Below are 14,231 nucleotides of genomic sequence, written 5' to 3'. Positions count from 1 at the left end.
CCGCAGAGATCAGCGGTCGATGACGATCCGCTCGCCGCCGCTGCGGGACACGCAGACCAGCATCTCGTCGTCGGCCTCGGCGGTGCGGCCGTGCCGCTGCACGCTCCCGGCGCGCACCCCGACCCGGCAGGTGCCGCAGAAGCCCTGCTGACACGAGTACGGGGTGGTCGGGTCGTCGTCGAGCAGCACCGCAAGCGCGGAGCGGTCCGCCGGGACGGTCAGCACCCGGCCCGAGCGGGCCAGTTCCAGTTCGAAGGGCACCCCGTCGACCACCGGCGCGGCGGAGAACCGCTCGTAGTGCAGTGGGGCGTCGGCGTTTTCGTCGCGGGCGATCCGCACCCCGTCGAGCATCGCCGACGGCCCGCAGACGTACACCGCGGTCCGCGGGCCGGCATCGGCGAGCAGATCCGCCACGTCGGCGAACCCGCCGCGCTCATCGTCGGCCCACACCGTGACCCGGTCCGGCGCCACCGCGAGCACCTCGTCCAACAGCGGCATGTACTCCCGGCTGCGGCCGGCATACACTGCGCGCCAGTTCATTCCGGCCGCCTGCGCCTGCCGGATCATCGGCAGGATGGGGGTGACGCCGATACCGCCGATGACGAACAGCAGGTCCGACTCCCCCGAGCCGAGGTGGAACGCGTTGCGCGGCCCCTCGAAGCTCAGCGTGTCACCGAGGGCCAGGCCGTGCATCTCCACCGAGCCGCCACCGCCGTCGGGGATCCGCCGCACCGCGATGCGGTATTCGGTGCGTCGCCCGGGCGGACCGCTCAGCGAGTACTGCCGGACCCGCCCCGAGGGCAGCCGCACATCGATGTGTGCCCCCGGGGTCCAGGCCGGCAGCAACCCGCCGTCGGGGTCGACCAGGGTCAGCGCGACGACGTCGGGGGTGAGTTCGACCCTTTCGGTGATGACCGCGTCGATGGTCCGGCGCACCGGCACCACCTTCGCCGGGGTCCACCGCGACGCGGCGACGATCACGCTGAACAGCCGGCTCAGGCCCCAGAAAACGGTGACGAGCCGGTCCCTCTTGCGCCGGCCGTACAGATCCGCCGGCCGGGACTGCCACAAACTTTCGGACACGGCTGCCTCAGCTCTGCCGAATGTCGTAGCGGGCCAGCAGCCGGATCGCGCCGGGGCTGATCCGTCGCATCGCGTAGCCGAGCCGGGATTCCGGCGCGACCGGAAGCACCGCCGGCGCGGTCCGCACGGCCTTGACGATCGCCCGGGCGGTGGCCTCCGGGGTGTAGTTGCGGCGCCGGTAGGCGGCGTCGGCCTTGGCCCGGGCGCGGTCCTGGTCGGCGGCGCTCATCCCGGCGTAGACCGTGCTGGTGGCGATGTTGGTGTTGACGAAGCCCGGGCACACCGCGGTGACGGCGATGCCGTCGTCGGCCAGGTCGGCGCGCAGCGATTCGCTGAATGCCAACACCGCGGCCTTGGTGGTGCCGTAGGCGACCATCGATTTCGACGGCAGGTACGCCGAGGCCGACGCGATGTTGATGATGCTGCCGCCGCGCCCGCGGGTGACCATCTGCTCGGCGAACGCGCGGCTGCAGTTCAGCACACCGCCGAGGTTCACCCCGAGGATCGCCTCCCAGTTCTGCGCGGTGGTCTCCAGGAATCGACCGGCCATCCCAATGCCGGCGTTGTTGATCAGGATGTCGATCACGCCGTGCTCGGAGTTGACCTGTGCGGCAAGGTTTTTCACCGCGTCCTCGTCGGTGACGTCGACCCGGTAGGCGGCCGCCCGGGCACCCGCGGCGGTTACCGCGGCCGCGGTGTCGGCGGCGGCGTCCTCGTCGCGGTCGACGACGATCACGGTGCGCGCGCCCTGGCGGGCCAGTTCCACCGCGGTGGCCCGGCCGATGCCGGAGCCGGCCCCGGTGACCAGGGCCAGGCTGCCGGCCACCCGGCGGGGCTCGGTCGCCCGCTCGGCACCCGCGGCGGTGCCGCCCGCCTCGGCGCGGTCGATCCATTCGGCGGTCAGCGCGGCGATGACGTCGGGCCGCGCGGTGACGACCCAGTGGCCGCCCTCGATCGACACCACCCGGCCGCCCTCGGGAATGGCGCCGGTGAACCGCTGCAGCGCCGGGGTCACAAAGATGTCCATCCGCGGCACCAGCACCTGGACCGGCACCGTGGTCGGCGGCAGCTCGGCCGGCGGCGACACCATCGGGGCGGGCATGTTGGCGCGGTACAGGTTGAGCCCGTTGGTGAAATCCCGCTTGGTGCGGAACGCCGGGGCCCGCCGGGTGCGGGTGCTGGTCCGGCCGATCCGGTCCAAGGTGTCGATGATCCGGCCGCCGAACCTGGAGCCGAAGACCGCCTCGGGCACCCGCGGGGTGAGAAAGAAGCCGATGTAGCCCGATGCCAGCAGCTGTTTGCCGACCGCGGCGAGCCCGGCCGGGGTGCGCCCCGACCGCAGGAACTTGCCGGCGTACTCCAGGTGCGGGCCGGAGATCGAGGTGTAGGACGCAATCCGGGGCATCAGCGCCGGGTCGGTGACCGCGGCCCAGCCCTGAATGGAGCCCCAGTCGTGCCCGAGCAGGTGCACCTTGTCGACGCCGAGGTGGTCGATGACCGCGCCGATGTCGGCGATCAGCTGCGGGAAACGGTAGCCGTCCCGGTGCGCCGGCTCGGTGGAGTCGCCGGCCCCGCGCACGTCGAAGGCCACAATGTTGTAGGCCCCGGCGGTGTAGGACCCGGCGGTATAAGCCCCGGCGGTGTCCCCCTCGGCCAGCGCCTCGGCGACACCGTCCCAGACGTGGTGGTTGTCCGGGTAGCCGTGCACGGCCAGCAGGGTCGGGCGGGCCGGGTCGATCTCGGTGTAGCGGTGCACGGCCAGCGTGACACCATCGCTGGCCGTCACCGTCGTGACGGACTCAATGCTGGTCATGGGTTCCTCAGTGGGCGGCGCGCGCGGACGGCGAGATGGACAGGTAGTTGACCGCCTGCTCGATCCCACCGAGCTGGGCGGGATGGAAGCCGGGCCGGTAGTAGGCGCCGACCATCCGGACGAACCGCAGCGGTCCGGGGACCAGCCCGCGGCGCGCGGCGATCATCCAGTCCCGCCAGCGCGCCTTGGTGCCCGCCGGCAGCTCCGGGTCGATGGAGTACATGAACCGCACCCCGCGGATCCACAGCAGCAGCAGCAGCGGGGTGACCAGCCATTGGGTCCGCACCTGCCGGAAGTAGCCCGCCTTCAGGTGCTTCATGACGTCGAAGGCGACCGCCTTGTGCTCGACCTCTTCGGCGCCGTGCCAGCGCAGCATGTCCAGCATCGCCGGGTGGGCGCCGACCTCGTCGAGCTGCGGGGTGTCCAGGATCCACTCGCCGAGGATGGCGGTGTAGTGCTCGATCGCGGACACCAGCGCGATGCGCTCCAGCAGCCAGGTCCGCTGCCTGCGCTTGCTCCAGCGGGGGCGGTCGCCGAGCATCTTCTCGAACAGCCAGCGCATCTGGTCGGTGTAGCGCGACATGTCCAGGCCCTGGCCGCGCAGGTGTTCGACGACGTCGGCGTGGGTCTGCGAATGCATCGCCTCCTGGCCGATGAAGCCCTGCACGTCCAGCCGCAGCTGATCGTCCTGGATCAGCGGCAGGGCCTGCTTGAACACCTCGACGAAGAATTCCTCACCGGCGGGCAGCAGCAGGTGCAGCACGTTGCAGAAGTGCGTGACGAAGGGCTCGCCGGGAATGTAGTGCACCGGCAGGTCCGACCAGTCGTAGTGCACATCGCGGGCCTGCAACACGATCGACTCGTGATCCGGGGCGCCGCCCCGGGACTGCGCAGCCCGATCCTCGACGTTGAGCATCTCCGGCCTCCATAAATTTTACAAACTGACGTCATATGTCGACAGTTTGAACTGAATTTAATCTGGAGTATACCGGCGCTTGGTCCCGAACCCTAGCCCCGCGACGCTATTTGGCGGCGGTGAAGTCGTCTTCCGCCGACGCGCAGACCGTCCACTTGTCGGATTCCTTGCGGAAGTACAACGTCACGTCGGAGTCCGAGCCCTTGGTGACCGCGGCCGATCCGACGTCGTCGCGCACCTCGACGGTTCCGACGACGACCTGCAGGTCATCGGCCGGTTCGACGCTCGCCCCGGCGGGCGGGTTGATACTGGGAACCGCGGCGGCCTCCTGCTCGCACAGCAGGTCGCGCACCTGCTGGGCGTCCCCGGCGGCCGCGGCGCGGGTGAACTCCACGGCGGCGGTGTTGATCGCGTCGCGATCGCGGGCACCGGAGAAGAACACCTGGTAGATCCCGATGCCGCCGCCGACCAGGGCGATGACCAGCACGGTCGCCCCGACGATGAACCACTTCTTGCGGTTTTTGCCGGCCGGCTCGGTGGCGCCCGGCTCCGCCGGCACCGGCGCGCCGGGATACGGCCAGCCACCCGGCATGCCGGGCTGACCACCCGGCGGCATCACCGCCGGGTACCCCGCCACCCAGCCCTGCGGGCCCGGCGCCACCGGCTGCGGCGGCATCGCGGGCTGCGGCGGCATCTGCGGCATCACCGGCCCGCCGGCACCGGGCATGCCGTAGCTGACCGGCGGCTCGGCCGGATACTCCACCGGAGCGTTCGGGTCGAAGGCCCGCGGCGGCTGGCCCGGATAGCTGCCCTGCGGGCCGGGGGGTTGACTCACGACGACGCTCCTACCTGGGCAGATCCTGGCTTTGCGCCAGGAGGTCGATCCCGCTGGTCAGGGCCTCCCGGGCGGTCTTGGCCTGTTGGTCCTGATTGCGCAGCCAATCCTGGTCCAGGCCGTTGATCGCCGCCACGCTCGCCGAGACGCGCGCCAGCAGCGCCTGATTGGAGATCCACCGGTGGTTTTTGCGCGCCATCAGGATCGCCCACTGGTTCTCCGGGGTCAGGTCGAAGAACTTCGGCAGCGCCAGCACATCGGCGATCGGCAGCACAGCCTCGGCGCTGACGGCCGGGCTGCCGTCGGAATAGCCGGTGATGACGGCCCCGTCGAAGGCCGGGTCGTTGTCGCCGACGGCGGGCCGCTTTTTGCCCTGCAGGTTCTGCTCGCCCCAGGTGTCGGCGGTGACCAGATCGGCCAGGCCGACGGTGAACGTCGCGGCGGCCGTTGTTGAGACGGTGCTGCCGGTCGGTTTGACCGCGCTGATCAGCGCCGGGAAGCCGGCCGGCATCGCCGCCGGGGCGCCGCCGAGGCTCTTGACGGCCACCTCGCAGGCCAGCCGCTTGGTGCGGATCGACGCCAGCCGGGCGTTCAAGGCGGCCGCGGCCGCGTTGTAGGCGTTGAACTCGGCCTGCTGGCTGGGATCGAACAGATGCGGCTTGGCGTTGTGCGTCTCGATGTCACGAACGACGGTGTCGAAGGCGTCGACGTGCGCCTTGCAGGTCGGCGCGTCCTCGGGTGCGGCCGTCGCGACGCCGACCGGTCCGGCCACCAGCGCCGCGGCAGCGACCAGCGCCGCGCCGATCAGTCGAGTGGATTGCCGAAAGCGCACCAGGAAAACCTAGCATCGACCGGGCCGGCCCCAGCACGCAGAAATCCCCGGCCGTTGCAGATCCGGGCCGTTGCAGATCCAGCCCTACGCATCGTCGAGGTACAGCCAGCGTCCGGCGCGCACGGCGAATCGGGACCGCGCGTGCAGCACCCCGGGCCGCCCGGCCGGGTCGCGGTGGTGCGCCCGGAACTCCACCTCGCCGCGCTCGTCGCCGGGTTGCCCGGCCACCACATCCAGGATCTCCAGCCCGGTCCAGACGGTGCCCGGGTCCGGATCGACCCGGTTGGGCCGGGTGCTCGGGTGCCAGCTGCGCCACAGGTAGTCGACGTCGCCGACGGCGAATGCGCTGTAGCGCGAGCGCATCAGCGCCGCGGCGGTGTCCGGCCGGCGTTCGCCGCGGTGCAGCGGCCCACAGCATCGGTCGTACCGCTCACCGGTGCCACACGGGCAGGGTTGCGAACCGCTCATCGACACAGTCTGCCCTGCTGCCACACACCAGCCGTGCCCGCATACTTGACACGTGTCGAGTATGCTTCGGGCATGCTGCTCGCCGAGGTGCTGCCGACCGCCCCCACCGCCACCGAGGAGGCGCTGGCGTTGTTCGACGCCGCCCCGGCCGTCGACGCCGCGTCGATGATCGGCACCTGGCACGGCGCCGAGCTGCCGACCGGGCATCCGATGGACGGCATGCTGGAGCTCAGCGGCTGGCGGGGCAAGCAGTTCGTCGACGCCGAGACCGTGCACCCGTTGCTGTTCCCGACCGCCGACGGCAGCGCGCTGTGGCCGCTGAACCCGACGCTGGCCTTCGCCGGCCTGGGCGCGACCGGCAGGCTGCCCGGCCGCCATCGGCTGCCGGTGGCCCGGGGCATCACCGCGCTGCGCCCCGCGTTGGCCGCCCGCGGATCCAAGGCCAGGCTGCGCACCACCCGCTACCGCGGCGTGGACACCGCGACGATGATCTACGACCAGTTGCCGATCATGGATGTGTTCCGTCGACTCGATCCCGGCGCCGCCGACACCCCGGTGCAGGCCGTGCTGGGCGCGATGGATGCCCGCGGATCCCGCCGCCCGTACTTCTTTGTGCTGCGCCGCGACGACTCGCTGCCGGTGCGCTGACCGCGGCTCACATGCCGGCCGGCGGGTGGCCCAGGCAGATCACCGCGCCGAGCGGATCGGTGATGGCCGCCAGCGTGCCGTACGGGGTGTCCTCGCCCGGCATCAGGATCCCCGCCCCCAGCTCCGCCGCCCGCGCGACGGTGGCCGCCACGTCGTCGACGGTGATGTAAACCTGCCAGAACGACGGCGTGCCGGCCGGGTGCAACCCGGCGGCGTCCATGATCCCGCCGTAGCCGGTCTCGCCGAAACGCAGCACGCTGTAGCGGTCCGGGCCGGGTACCGCCGGGTCTCCGCCGGTACCGACCTCCTCCAGCACCGCCCCGGTCACCGCCGGGTAGAACGCCAGCGACGCGGCGTAGTCCTGGCTGTGGCATTCGAACCAGTACGGGGCGCCGTGGCTGCCCCACTCGGTGAATCCCGGGTGGCTGCCCGGCTGCCAGAAACCGATCGTTGCGCCGGCCGGGTCGGTGGCCACCAGCATGGCGCCCAGCTCGGCGACCGGCATCGATTCGACGACGACGGTGCCGCCGGCCGCCTGCACGGCAGCACCGGTGGCCGCCACGTCGGCGCTGTGCAGGTAGACCGACCAGACATCACGCGGCCCGTCGGGCATCGGTGTCATGACGCCGGCGATCGGTTCGCCGCCGAGGGTGAAGTTGCGGTAGCCGCCGAGATCGGGGCGCGCCGGGGCCTGCAGTTCCCAGCCGAAGATCGCGCCGTAGAACTGACCGGCCCGCTCCGGGTCGCTGCTGACCAGGTCAAACCAGATGGGCGCCCCGACCGGGGCGCGGTAATCGCTCATGGGAATTGTCCTCACGGGATTGGGCAGCCGATGCCGCCCGCCCCAGCGGCGACCCGAGCCCGGCGGACGGCAGGACGCACTGCGATTGCACTGCACGCGGGTCGCCAACGACGGTACCCGCGTCCGGCCGGGTCCGGGTGGGTCGACCGGCGCCGCCTCAGCCGATGTCGCGCAGCGGTTTGGGCAGCGAGCGCCTGCCCCGATGCGGGCCGAGCACGGCCGCCCCGTACGGGCGGGAAAGCAGCTTGGCGGCCACCGCGTTGACCTGTTCGAGGGTGACCGCCTCGATCTGGGCCAGGCTCTCCGACAACGCGCGCGGCTCGCCGTAGTTGAGCTCGTTGCGCCCGATCCGGTTCATCCGGGACGCGGAGTCCTCCAACCCGAGCACCAGCGCGCCGCGCAGCGAGCCCTGGGCGATCCGGCATTCCTCGGCGGTGATGCCGTTGTCGGCCACCTCGGCGAGCACCTCGGTGGTCAGCGCGGCCACCTCGGCAAAGCGTTCCGGCAGGCAGCCGGCATACACCGACAGCGCGCCGCCGTCGGCGAAGCTGTCGACGGTCGAGTACACCGAGTACGCCAGCCCGCGGGATTCCCGAATCTGTTGGAACAGCCGGGAACTCAGGCCGCCACCGAGCGCGGTGTTCAACACCGCGAGCGCCCAGCGATGCTCCCAGTGCCGGCCCGGGGTACGCACGCCGAGCAGCAGGTGGCTCTGTTCACTGTCCCGGTGGATCATCCGCAGGCCCGGTTTGCCGGGGATCCGGCCGCGGCCGCCGCGCGGCGCGACGGGGTCCCGGCCGGCCGCCAGCCGCGGGCCGAAGTGCGCCCGGGTCAGCGCCACCACCTCGTCGTGGTCGACGTTGCCGGCCACCGCGACCACCATCCGCTCGGGGGTGTAGCGGCGCTGGTGAAAGGACTGCAGTTGGCCGCGGCTCATCGTCGACACCGAGTCGATGCTGCCGATGACCGGGCGTCCGACCGGATGCTCGCCGAACATCGCCGAGAGGAACTCGTCGCCCAGGGTGTCCTCGGGGTCGTCGTCGCGCATGGCGATCTCCTCGAGCACCACGTCGCGTTCCACCTCGACGTCCTCGATGGCGCACCGGCCGCGCAGCACCACGTCGGCGACCAGGTCCAAGCCCAGCTCGAGGTCGGTGTCGAGCACGTGCGCGTAGTAGCAGGTGTGCTCCTTGGCGGTGAACGCGTTGAGCTCACCGCCGACCGCGTCGACCGCGCGGGCGATGTCGACCGCACTGCGGGTCGGGGTCGACTTGAACAGCAGGTGTTCCAGGAAGTGCGCGGCGCCGGCGACCGAGCGGCCCTCGTCGCGGGAGCCGACGCCGACCCACACCCCGACCGAGGCGGAGCGCACGTGCGGCACCCGCTCGGTGACGACCCGAAGTCCGCCGGGCAGTACCGTCCGGCGGACTTCGGTCTTGTCGTTCTCGGCGGCCGTGCGGCTACGCGTCGGCGGGCGCTGCATCGGCCGGGGCTGCCGGCTCGTCCTCGTCGACCAGGATCAGCGAGATCTTGCCGCGGTTGTCGATGTCGGCGATCTCCACCCGCAGCTTGCTGCCGACGCTGACCACATCCTCGACCTTGGCCACGCGCTTGCCGCGGCCCAGCTTGGAGATGTGCACCAGGCCGTCACGGCCGGGCAGCAGCGAGACAAACGCGCCGAAATCGGTGGTCTTGACGACGGTTCCGAGGAACCGCTCGCCCACCTTCGGCAGCTGCGGGTTGGCGATGGCGTTGATCTTGTCGATCGCGGCCTGCGCCGACGGGCCGTCGGCCGCACCGACGAACACGGTGCCGTCGTCCTCGATGGAGATCTGCGCGCCGGTCTCCTCGGTGATCGAGTTGATCATCTTGCCCTTGGGCCCGATCACCTCGCCGATCTTGTCGACCGGCACCTTGATGGTGGTGATCCGCGGGGCGTACGGGCTCATCTCGTCCGGGGCGTCGATGGCCTCGGCCATCACCTCCAGGATGGTCAGCCGGGCGTCCTTGGCCTGGGCCAGGGCACCGGCCAGCACCGTCGACGGGATGCCGTCGAGCTTGGTGTCCAGCTGCAGCGCGGTGACGAAGTCCTTGGTGCCGGCGACCTTGAAGTCCATGTCGCCGAAGGCATCCTCGGCGCCGAGGATGTCGGTCAGCGCGACGAAACGCCGCTCATCGCCGACCTCATCGGAGACCAGGCCCATGGCGATGCCGGCGACCGGGGCCTTCAGCGGCACACCGGCGTTCAGCAGCGACAGGGTGGAGGCACACACCGAGCCCATCGACGTCGAGCCGTTGGAGCTCAGCGCCTCGGACACCTGGCGGATCGCGTACGGGAACTCCTCGATGCTCGGCAGCACCGGCATCAGGGCCCGCTCGGCCAGCGCGCCGTGGCCGATCTCGCGGCGCTTGGGCGAACCGACCCGGCCGGTCTCACCGGTCGAGTACGGCGGGAAGTTGTAGTGGTGCATGTAGCGCTTGGACGTCTCCGGTCCCAGCGAGTCGATCTGCTGGGCCATCTTGACCATGTCGAGAGTGGTGACACCCATGATCTGGGTCTCGCCGCGCTCGAACAGCGCGCTGCCGTGCGCCCGCGGGACGATGGCGACCTCGGCCGACAGCGCCCGGATATCGGTGATGCCACGGCCGTCGATGCGGAAGTGGTCGGTCAGGATGCGCTGGCGGACCAGCTTCTTGGTCAGCGACCGGAACGCGGCGCCGATCTCCTTCTCCCGGCCGGCGAAGGTCTCGCCCAGCTTCGCCAGCACGTCGACCTTGATCTCGTCGGTGCGGTCGTTGCGCGCGGTCTTGTCGGCGATGCTCATCGCCTCCGACAGCGCGTCGGTGGCCACCGCGGCGACCGCGTCATAGGCGTCATCGGCGTACTCCGGGAACAGCGGGTACTCGCCGGTCTCCTTGGCGGCCGCGCCGGCCAGCGCGGCCTGCGCGTCGCAGAGCACCTTGATGAACGGCTTGGCGGCCTCCAGGCCCTCGGCGACCACGGTCTCGGTCGGCGCGGTGGCGCCGCCGGCGATCAGCGCGATGACGTTGTCGGTGGCCTCGGCCTCGACCATCATGATCGCCACGTCGTCGCCGACCACCCGGCCCGCGACGACCATGTCGAACACCGCGCGCTCAAGCTGCTCGACGGTCGGGAACGCGACCCAGGTGCCGTCGATCAGCGCGACGCGCACGCCGCCGACCGGGCCGGAGAACGGCAGGCCGGCCAGCTGGGTGGACGCCGACGCGGCGTTGATGGCCAGCACGTCGTAGAGGTCCTTGGGATCCAGGCTCAGCACCGTCACCACGACCTGGATCTCGTTGCGCAGGCCGGAGACGAACGACGGGCGCAGCGGCCGGTCGATCAGCCGGCAGGTCAGGATCGCGTCGGTGGACGGCCGGCCCTCGCGGCGGAAGAACGAGCCCGGGATCCGGCCCGCGGCGTACATCCGCTCCTCGACGTCGACGGTCAGCGGGAAGAAGTCGAAGTGCTCCTTGGGCGCCTTGCTGGCGCTGGTGGCCGAGAGCAGCATGGTCTCGTCGTCGAGGTAGGCGACGACGGCGCCGGCGGCCTGCTGGGCCAGCCGGCCGGTCTCGAATCGGATGGTGCGGGTGCCGAAGCTCCCGTTGTCGATGACGGCGGTCGCTTCGAACACGCCCTCGTCAATTTCAGCGACAGACATAAAAGTCCGTTTGGCCTCTCTGTTCACCCGCGGGGCCGCGGCCACCGCGGGTACAGCTGTTTCGCGCCGTCACGCCAGATGAACCAGTGGGTCCGGATGCGGCTACGGCCGTCGATCGAAGCGGCCGGCCCACCCTCTCGGGGGCCCGGCAGCCACTACCGAAGACCGTCCACACTCCGGGAACTGGTCCTGTCGTGACGCGCTGGAACGGTCGCGCGGACTGCGCGAACCGCACCAGGATGTTCCAGCCACGTCGGCTGCAAACAGCCTCACTCTACACCGAACCGCCCGCGGAGCTTCGTCGCCGAAGACTTCCGCGGGCGGATTCGTGCCAGGGTCAGCGACGCAGGCCGAGGCGCTCGATGAGCGTCCGGTAGCGGGCGACGTCGACCTGGGCGATGTACTTCAGCAGCCGGCGGCGACGGCCGACCAGCAGCAGCAGACCACGACGGCTGTGGTGATCGTGCTTGTGGGTCTTGAGGTGCTCGGTCAGATCCTGGATCCGCTTGGTCAGCATCGCGATCTGAGCCTCCGGCGAACCGGTGTCGGTGTCGTGCAGGCCGTACTCGGCGAGGATCTGCTTCTTCTGCTCGGCGGTAAGCGCCACGAATTCACTCCATCTGTCGGTCCGCGAAAAAAACGGTCCCCGGCGGGGACAAGACATGAGCCACCGCGAACTGCAGCACATACCGGATTCGGGAGCCGAGCCTAGCAGCGACCCGGCGGTGGCCGCTAATCCGCGGCGGTCCCGGCGTCGGCGTCCAGCAGCGTCCGGGCCCGCTCGACGTCGCGGCCCATCGCCTCGATCAGCTCCTCGACCCCGGCGAACTTCTCCATCCCGCGCAGCCGGGCGACGAAGTCGACGGCGACGTGCTGGCCGTACAGGTCGGCCTCGGTGTCCAGCACGAACGCCTCAACGGTGCGGGTGCGACCGGAGAAGGTCGGATTGGTGCCGACGGACACCGCGGCCTGATAGCGCAGGCCCGGCTGCACGGTGTCCACGGCGGGCCCGTGGCCCAGCACGCTGAACCAGCAGGCGTACACGCCGTCGGCCGGGATGGCCGAGTGCATCGGCGGGGCGACGTTGGCGGTCGGGAAGCCCAGCCCCCGGCCACGCCCGTCGCCGCGCACCACCACGCCCTCGACCCGGTGCGGCCGACCCAGCGCCTCGGCCGCGGCGACCATGTCACCGGCGTCCACGCAGGACCGGACGTAGGTGGAGGAATAGGTGACGGCCCGTTCGACCGGGCTGGGCTCGGCGACCAGCGAGATGGTCTGCACGGCGAAACCGAACCGCTCACCGGCGGCCCGCAGCATCTCGACGTCGCCGGCGGCCTTGCGCCCGAAGGTGAAGTTCTGCCCGACCACCACCTCAAGCACGTGCAGGCGTTCGACCAGCAGCTCGTGGATGTAGCGGTCCGCGGTGAGCTTCATGAAGTCGGAGGTGAACGGCATCACCAGGAAGACGTCGACGCCGAGTTCCTCGACCAGCTCGGCGCGCCGGGTCAGCGTGGTCAGCTGCGCCGGATGACTGCCGGGGAACACCACTTCCATCGGATGCGGATCGAAGGTCATCAGCACCGTGGGCACCCCGCGGTCCCGGCCGGCCTTGACCGCCCGCGCGATCAGTTCGGCATGCCCTCGGTGCACCCCGTCGAACACTCCGACGGTCAGTACACATCGACCCCAGTCCGTGGGGATCTCGTCTGCTCCCCGCCACCGCTGCACGCCCCAAGCCTACGACCACGCCCTAGACTCGGTGGGGTGGGTCCCGGCGGAGGTGCAGGCGAGTTGACGGCCGTCGCCCAGGACTACCTGAAGACGATCTGGACCACCCAGGAATGGTCGCCGGAGCGGGTCAGCACGAAGCTGCTGGCCGAACGGCTCGGGGTGTCCGCCAGCACGGTCAGTGAATCCGTCCGGCGGCTGGCCGATCAGGGGCTGGTGGACCACGAGAAATACGGCGGGGTGACGCTGACCGAAGCCGGCCGGGCCGCGGCGCTGGCGATGGTGCGCCGGCACCGGCTGCTGGAGACGTTCCTGGTCAGCGAGCTCGGCTACGGCTGGGACGAGGTGCACGACGAGGCCGAGGTGCTCGAGCACGCGATCAGCGACCGGATGCTGGATCGGATCGACGCCAAGCTGGGCCACCCGACCCGAGACCCGCACGGCGACCCGATCCCGGCCGCCGACGGCCGGGTCGCGACGCCGCCGGCGCGGCGGCTGGCCGACTGCGCCGACAACGAATCGGCGACGGTGGCGCGGATCTCCGACGCCGATCCGGCGATGCTGCGCTACTTCGACGATGTGGGCATCACGCTGGACGCCCGGGTTCGGGTGCTGGCCCGCCGCGACTTCGCCGGGCTGATCTCGGTGGAGGTGCAGCCGCCCACCGGGCCGACCCCCGCCACCACCGTCGACCTGGGCAGCCCTGCCGCACAGGCGATCTGGGTGATCTCGGGCTAGAGCCGCGCGCCCGACATCCGCTGGGCCAGGTCCAGCAGCGCGTGGGCGTGGATACCCAGCAGTTCGACCAGATCGACGGCGTCACCACCGATCTCGTTGGCGATGAACAGCCCGTCGGCGCCGGCGATCGCGTAGGTGACCAACTGGTCGAGCTGGACGGGGGTCAGCCCGTCGATCATGTCGCCGAAACCCGCCGCCAGCGTGGCCCGCGCCTCGGCCCGCACCCGCAGGAACATCGCGCGCGCGCTGGCCTCCACCGGCCGGTGCTCCAGGGCGAGCATCAGCCCGAGCCGCAGGAAGTCCGGCGAGTCCAGCAGGGCCTGGGCGATCTGGGCGACCATCGCCTCGATCCGCAGCTCCGGCGTGCCGTCGGTGGGAATGGTCCAGGCGCCGCTCCACCGCTCGAAGCTGCGCGCGATGACCGCCGCGATCAGGGCGTCCTTGTCGCGGAAATGCCAATAGATGGAGCTGGCCGGCAGCCCGCACTTGGCGCTCACCAACGCGATGCTGGTGCCGTCGTAGCCGCGTTCGACGGCGATTTCCGCGGCCGCGTCGAGGATCTTCGCCCGCGACGCCTCGCCGTTGACGCGCCGCCTGCGCGTGGCCTGCTCCATTTTCCGCCCTCCCTCTTGACTGTGACGCCGATCATATCTTACCGTAGTGATCGCTACACTACTGTAGCGAT

The 14,231-nt window shown here is 70.9% G+C and carries 14 protein-coding genes; 2 read left to right on the top strand and 12 right to left on the bottom strand.

Features of this window, described 5'->3' with window-relative positions:
* Positions 1 to 9: 9 nt before the first annotated feature.
* The 6 genes from G6N10_RS01850 to G6N10_RS01825 form a co-directional block, all read right to left on the bottom strand.
* Entirely contained in the window at positions 10 to 1,083 is a 1,074-nt protein-coding gene (locus G6N10_RS01850; RefSeq protein WP_085094419.1) for a PDR/VanB family oxidoreductase, read from the bottom strand.
* A gap of 7 nt (positions 1,084 to 1,090) precedes the next feature.
* Positions 1,091 to 2,896, bottom strand: coding sequence for an SDR family oxidoreductase (locus G6N10_RS01845; protein ID WP_085094421.1), 1,806 nt, complete (start codon positions 2,894 to 2,896; stop codon positions 1,091 to 1,093).
* A gap of 7 nt (positions 2,897 to 2,903) precedes the next feature.
* Entirely contained in the window at positions 2,904 to 3,812 is a 909-nt protein-coding gene (locus G6N10_RS01840; protein WP_085094423.1) for a metal-dependent hydrolase, read from the bottom strand.
* A gap of 106 nt (positions 3,813 to 3,918) precedes the next feature.
* Entirely contained in the window at positions 3,919 to 4,647 is a 729-nt protein-coding gene (locus G6N10_RS01835) for an Rv0361 family membrane protein (RefSeq protein ID WP_133055104.1), read from the bottom strand.
* Between the two features lie 10 nt (positions 4,648 to 4,657).
* Complete coding sequence (locus G6N10_RS01830) at positions 4,658 to 5,479, bottom strand: hypothetical protein (RefSeq protein WP_085094427.1); 822 nt, start codon at positions 5,477 to 5,479, stop codon at positions 4,658 to 4,660.
* A gap of 84 nt (positions 5,480 to 5,563) precedes the next feature.
* Complete coding sequence (locus G6N10_RS01825; RefSeq protein WP_085094429.1) at positions 5,564 to 5,947, bottom strand: YchJ family protein; 384 nt, start codon at positions 5,945 to 5,947, stop codon at positions 5,564 to 5,566.
* 72 nt (positions 5,948 to 6,019) lie between these two features.
* Here G6N10_RS01825 and G6N10_RS01820 point away from each other — a divergent pair, with 72 nt between their 5' ends.
* Positions 6,020 to 6,595: a DUF4334 domain-containing protein gene (locus G6N10_RS01820; RefSeq protein ID WP_085094431.1), complete on the top strand. Its 576-nt coding sequence runs from the start codon at positions 6,020 to 6,022 to the stop codon at positions 6,593 to 6,595.
* Between the two features lie 7 nt (positions 6,596 to 6,602).
* Here G6N10_RS01820 and G6N10_RS01815 read toward each other — a convergent pair whose 3' ends face one another.
* The 5 genes from G6N10_RS01815 to G6N10_RS01795 all read right to left on the bottom strand — a co-directional run bounded on the left by G6N10_RS01815 (position 6,603) and on the right by G6N10_RS01795 (position 12,808).
* Entirely contained in the window at positions 6,603 to 7,397 is a 795-nt protein-coding gene (locus tag G6N10_RS01815) for a VOC family protein (RefSeq protein WP_085094433.1), read from the bottom strand.
* A gap of 157 nt (positions 7,398 to 7,554) precedes the next feature.
* Positions 7,555 to 8,880 carry a M16 family metallopeptidase gene (locus G6N10_RS01810; RefSeq protein ID WP_085094435.1) on the bottom strand — a complete coding sequence of 442 codons (1,326 nt, stop codon included), beginning with the start codon at positions 8,878 to 8,880 and terminating at the stop codon, positions 7,555 to 7,557.
* Positions 8,858 to 11,080 (bottom strand): polyribonucleotide nucleotidyltransferase, encoded by a 2,223-nt coding sequence (locus G6N10_RS01805; protein WP_085094437.1) that lies wholly within the window; start codon positions 11,078 to 11,080, stop codon positions 8,858 to 8,860. The genes G6N10_RS01810 and G6N10_RS01805 overlap by 23 nt, the downstream gene beginning before the upstream one ends.
* A gap of 337 nt (positions 11,081 to 11,417) precedes the next feature.
* Positions 11,418 to 11,687 (bottom strand): 30S ribosomal protein S15, encoded by a 270-nt coding sequence (rpsO, locus tag G6N10_RS01800; RefSeq protein WP_085094439.1) that lies wholly within the window; start codon positions 11,685 to 11,687, stop codon positions 11,418 to 11,420.
* A 125-nt stretch (positions 11,688 to 11,812) separates the two neighbouring features.
* Positions 11,813 to 12,808: a bifunctional riboflavin kinase/FAD synthetase gene (locus G6N10_RS01795; RefSeq protein ID WP_085094441.1), complete on the bottom strand. Its 996-nt coding sequence runs from the start codon at positions 12,806 to 12,808 to the stop codon at positions 11,813 to 11,815.
* 36 nt (positions 12,809 to 12,844) lie between these two features.
* On the opposite strand from G6N10_RS01795, the gene G6N10_RS01790 reads away from it, so the two are divergent.
* Entirely contained in the window at positions 12,845 to 13,546 is a 702-nt protein-coding gene (locus G6N10_RS01790; RefSeq protein ID WP_234810485.1) for a metal-dependent transcriptional regulator, read from the top strand.
* Here G6N10_RS01790 and G6N10_RS01785 read toward each other — a convergent pair.
* Positions 13,543 to 14,160 (bottom strand): TetR/AcrR family transcriptional regulator, encoded by a 618-nt coding sequence (locus G6N10_RS01785; protein WP_085094443.1) that lies wholly within the window; start codon positions 14,158 to 14,160, stop codon positions 13,543 to 13,545. The genes G6N10_RS01790 and G6N10_RS01785 overlap by 4 nt on opposite strands.
* Between the last annotated feature and the right edge of the window lie 71 nt (positions 14,161 to 14,231).

It is taken from the genome of Mycolicibacterium fallax (genome assembly GCF_010726955.1).
In the GTDB taxonomy this organism is placed as follows: Bacteria; Actinomycetota; Actinomycetes; order Mycobacteriales; family Mycobacteriaceae; genus Mycobacterium; species Mycobacterium fallax.
This window is presented reverse-complemented; position numbering and strand designations above follow the sequence as displayed.

Coding starts and splice junctions, on each gene's coding strand:
- G6N10_RS01805 (WP_085094437.1), bottom strand. CDS start 11,080: ATGTCTGTCGCTGAAATTGACGAGGGCGTGTTCGAAGCGACCGCCGTC.
- G6N10_RS01825 (WP_085094429.1), bottom strand. CDS start 5,947: ATGAGCGGTTCGCAACCCTGCCCGTGTGGCACCGGTGAGCGGTACGAC.
- G6N10_RS01845 (WP_085094421.1), bottom strand. CDS start 2,896: ATGACCAGCATTGAGTCCGTCACGACGGTGACGGCCAGCGATGGTGTC.
- G6N10_RS01820 (WP_085094431.1), top strand. CDS start 6,020: ATGCTGCTCGCCGAGGTGCTGCCGACCGCCCCCACCGCCACCGAGGAG.
- G6N10_RS01840 (WP_085094423.1), bottom strand. CDS start 3,812: ATGCTCAACGTCGAGGATCGGGCTGCGCAGTCCCGGGGCGGCGCCCCG.
- G6N10_RS01785 (WP_085094443.1), bottom strand. CDS start 14,160: ATGGAGCAGGCCACGCGCAGGCGGCGCGTCAACGGCGAGGCGTCGCGG.
- G6N10_RS01815 (WP_085094433.1), bottom strand. CDS start 7,397: ATGAGCGATTACCGCGCCCCGGTCGGGGCGCCCATCTGGTTTGACCTG.
- G6N10_RS01810 (WP_085094435.1), bottom strand. CDS start 8,880: ATGCAGCGCCCGCCGACGCGTAGCCGCACGGCCGCCGAGAACGACAAG.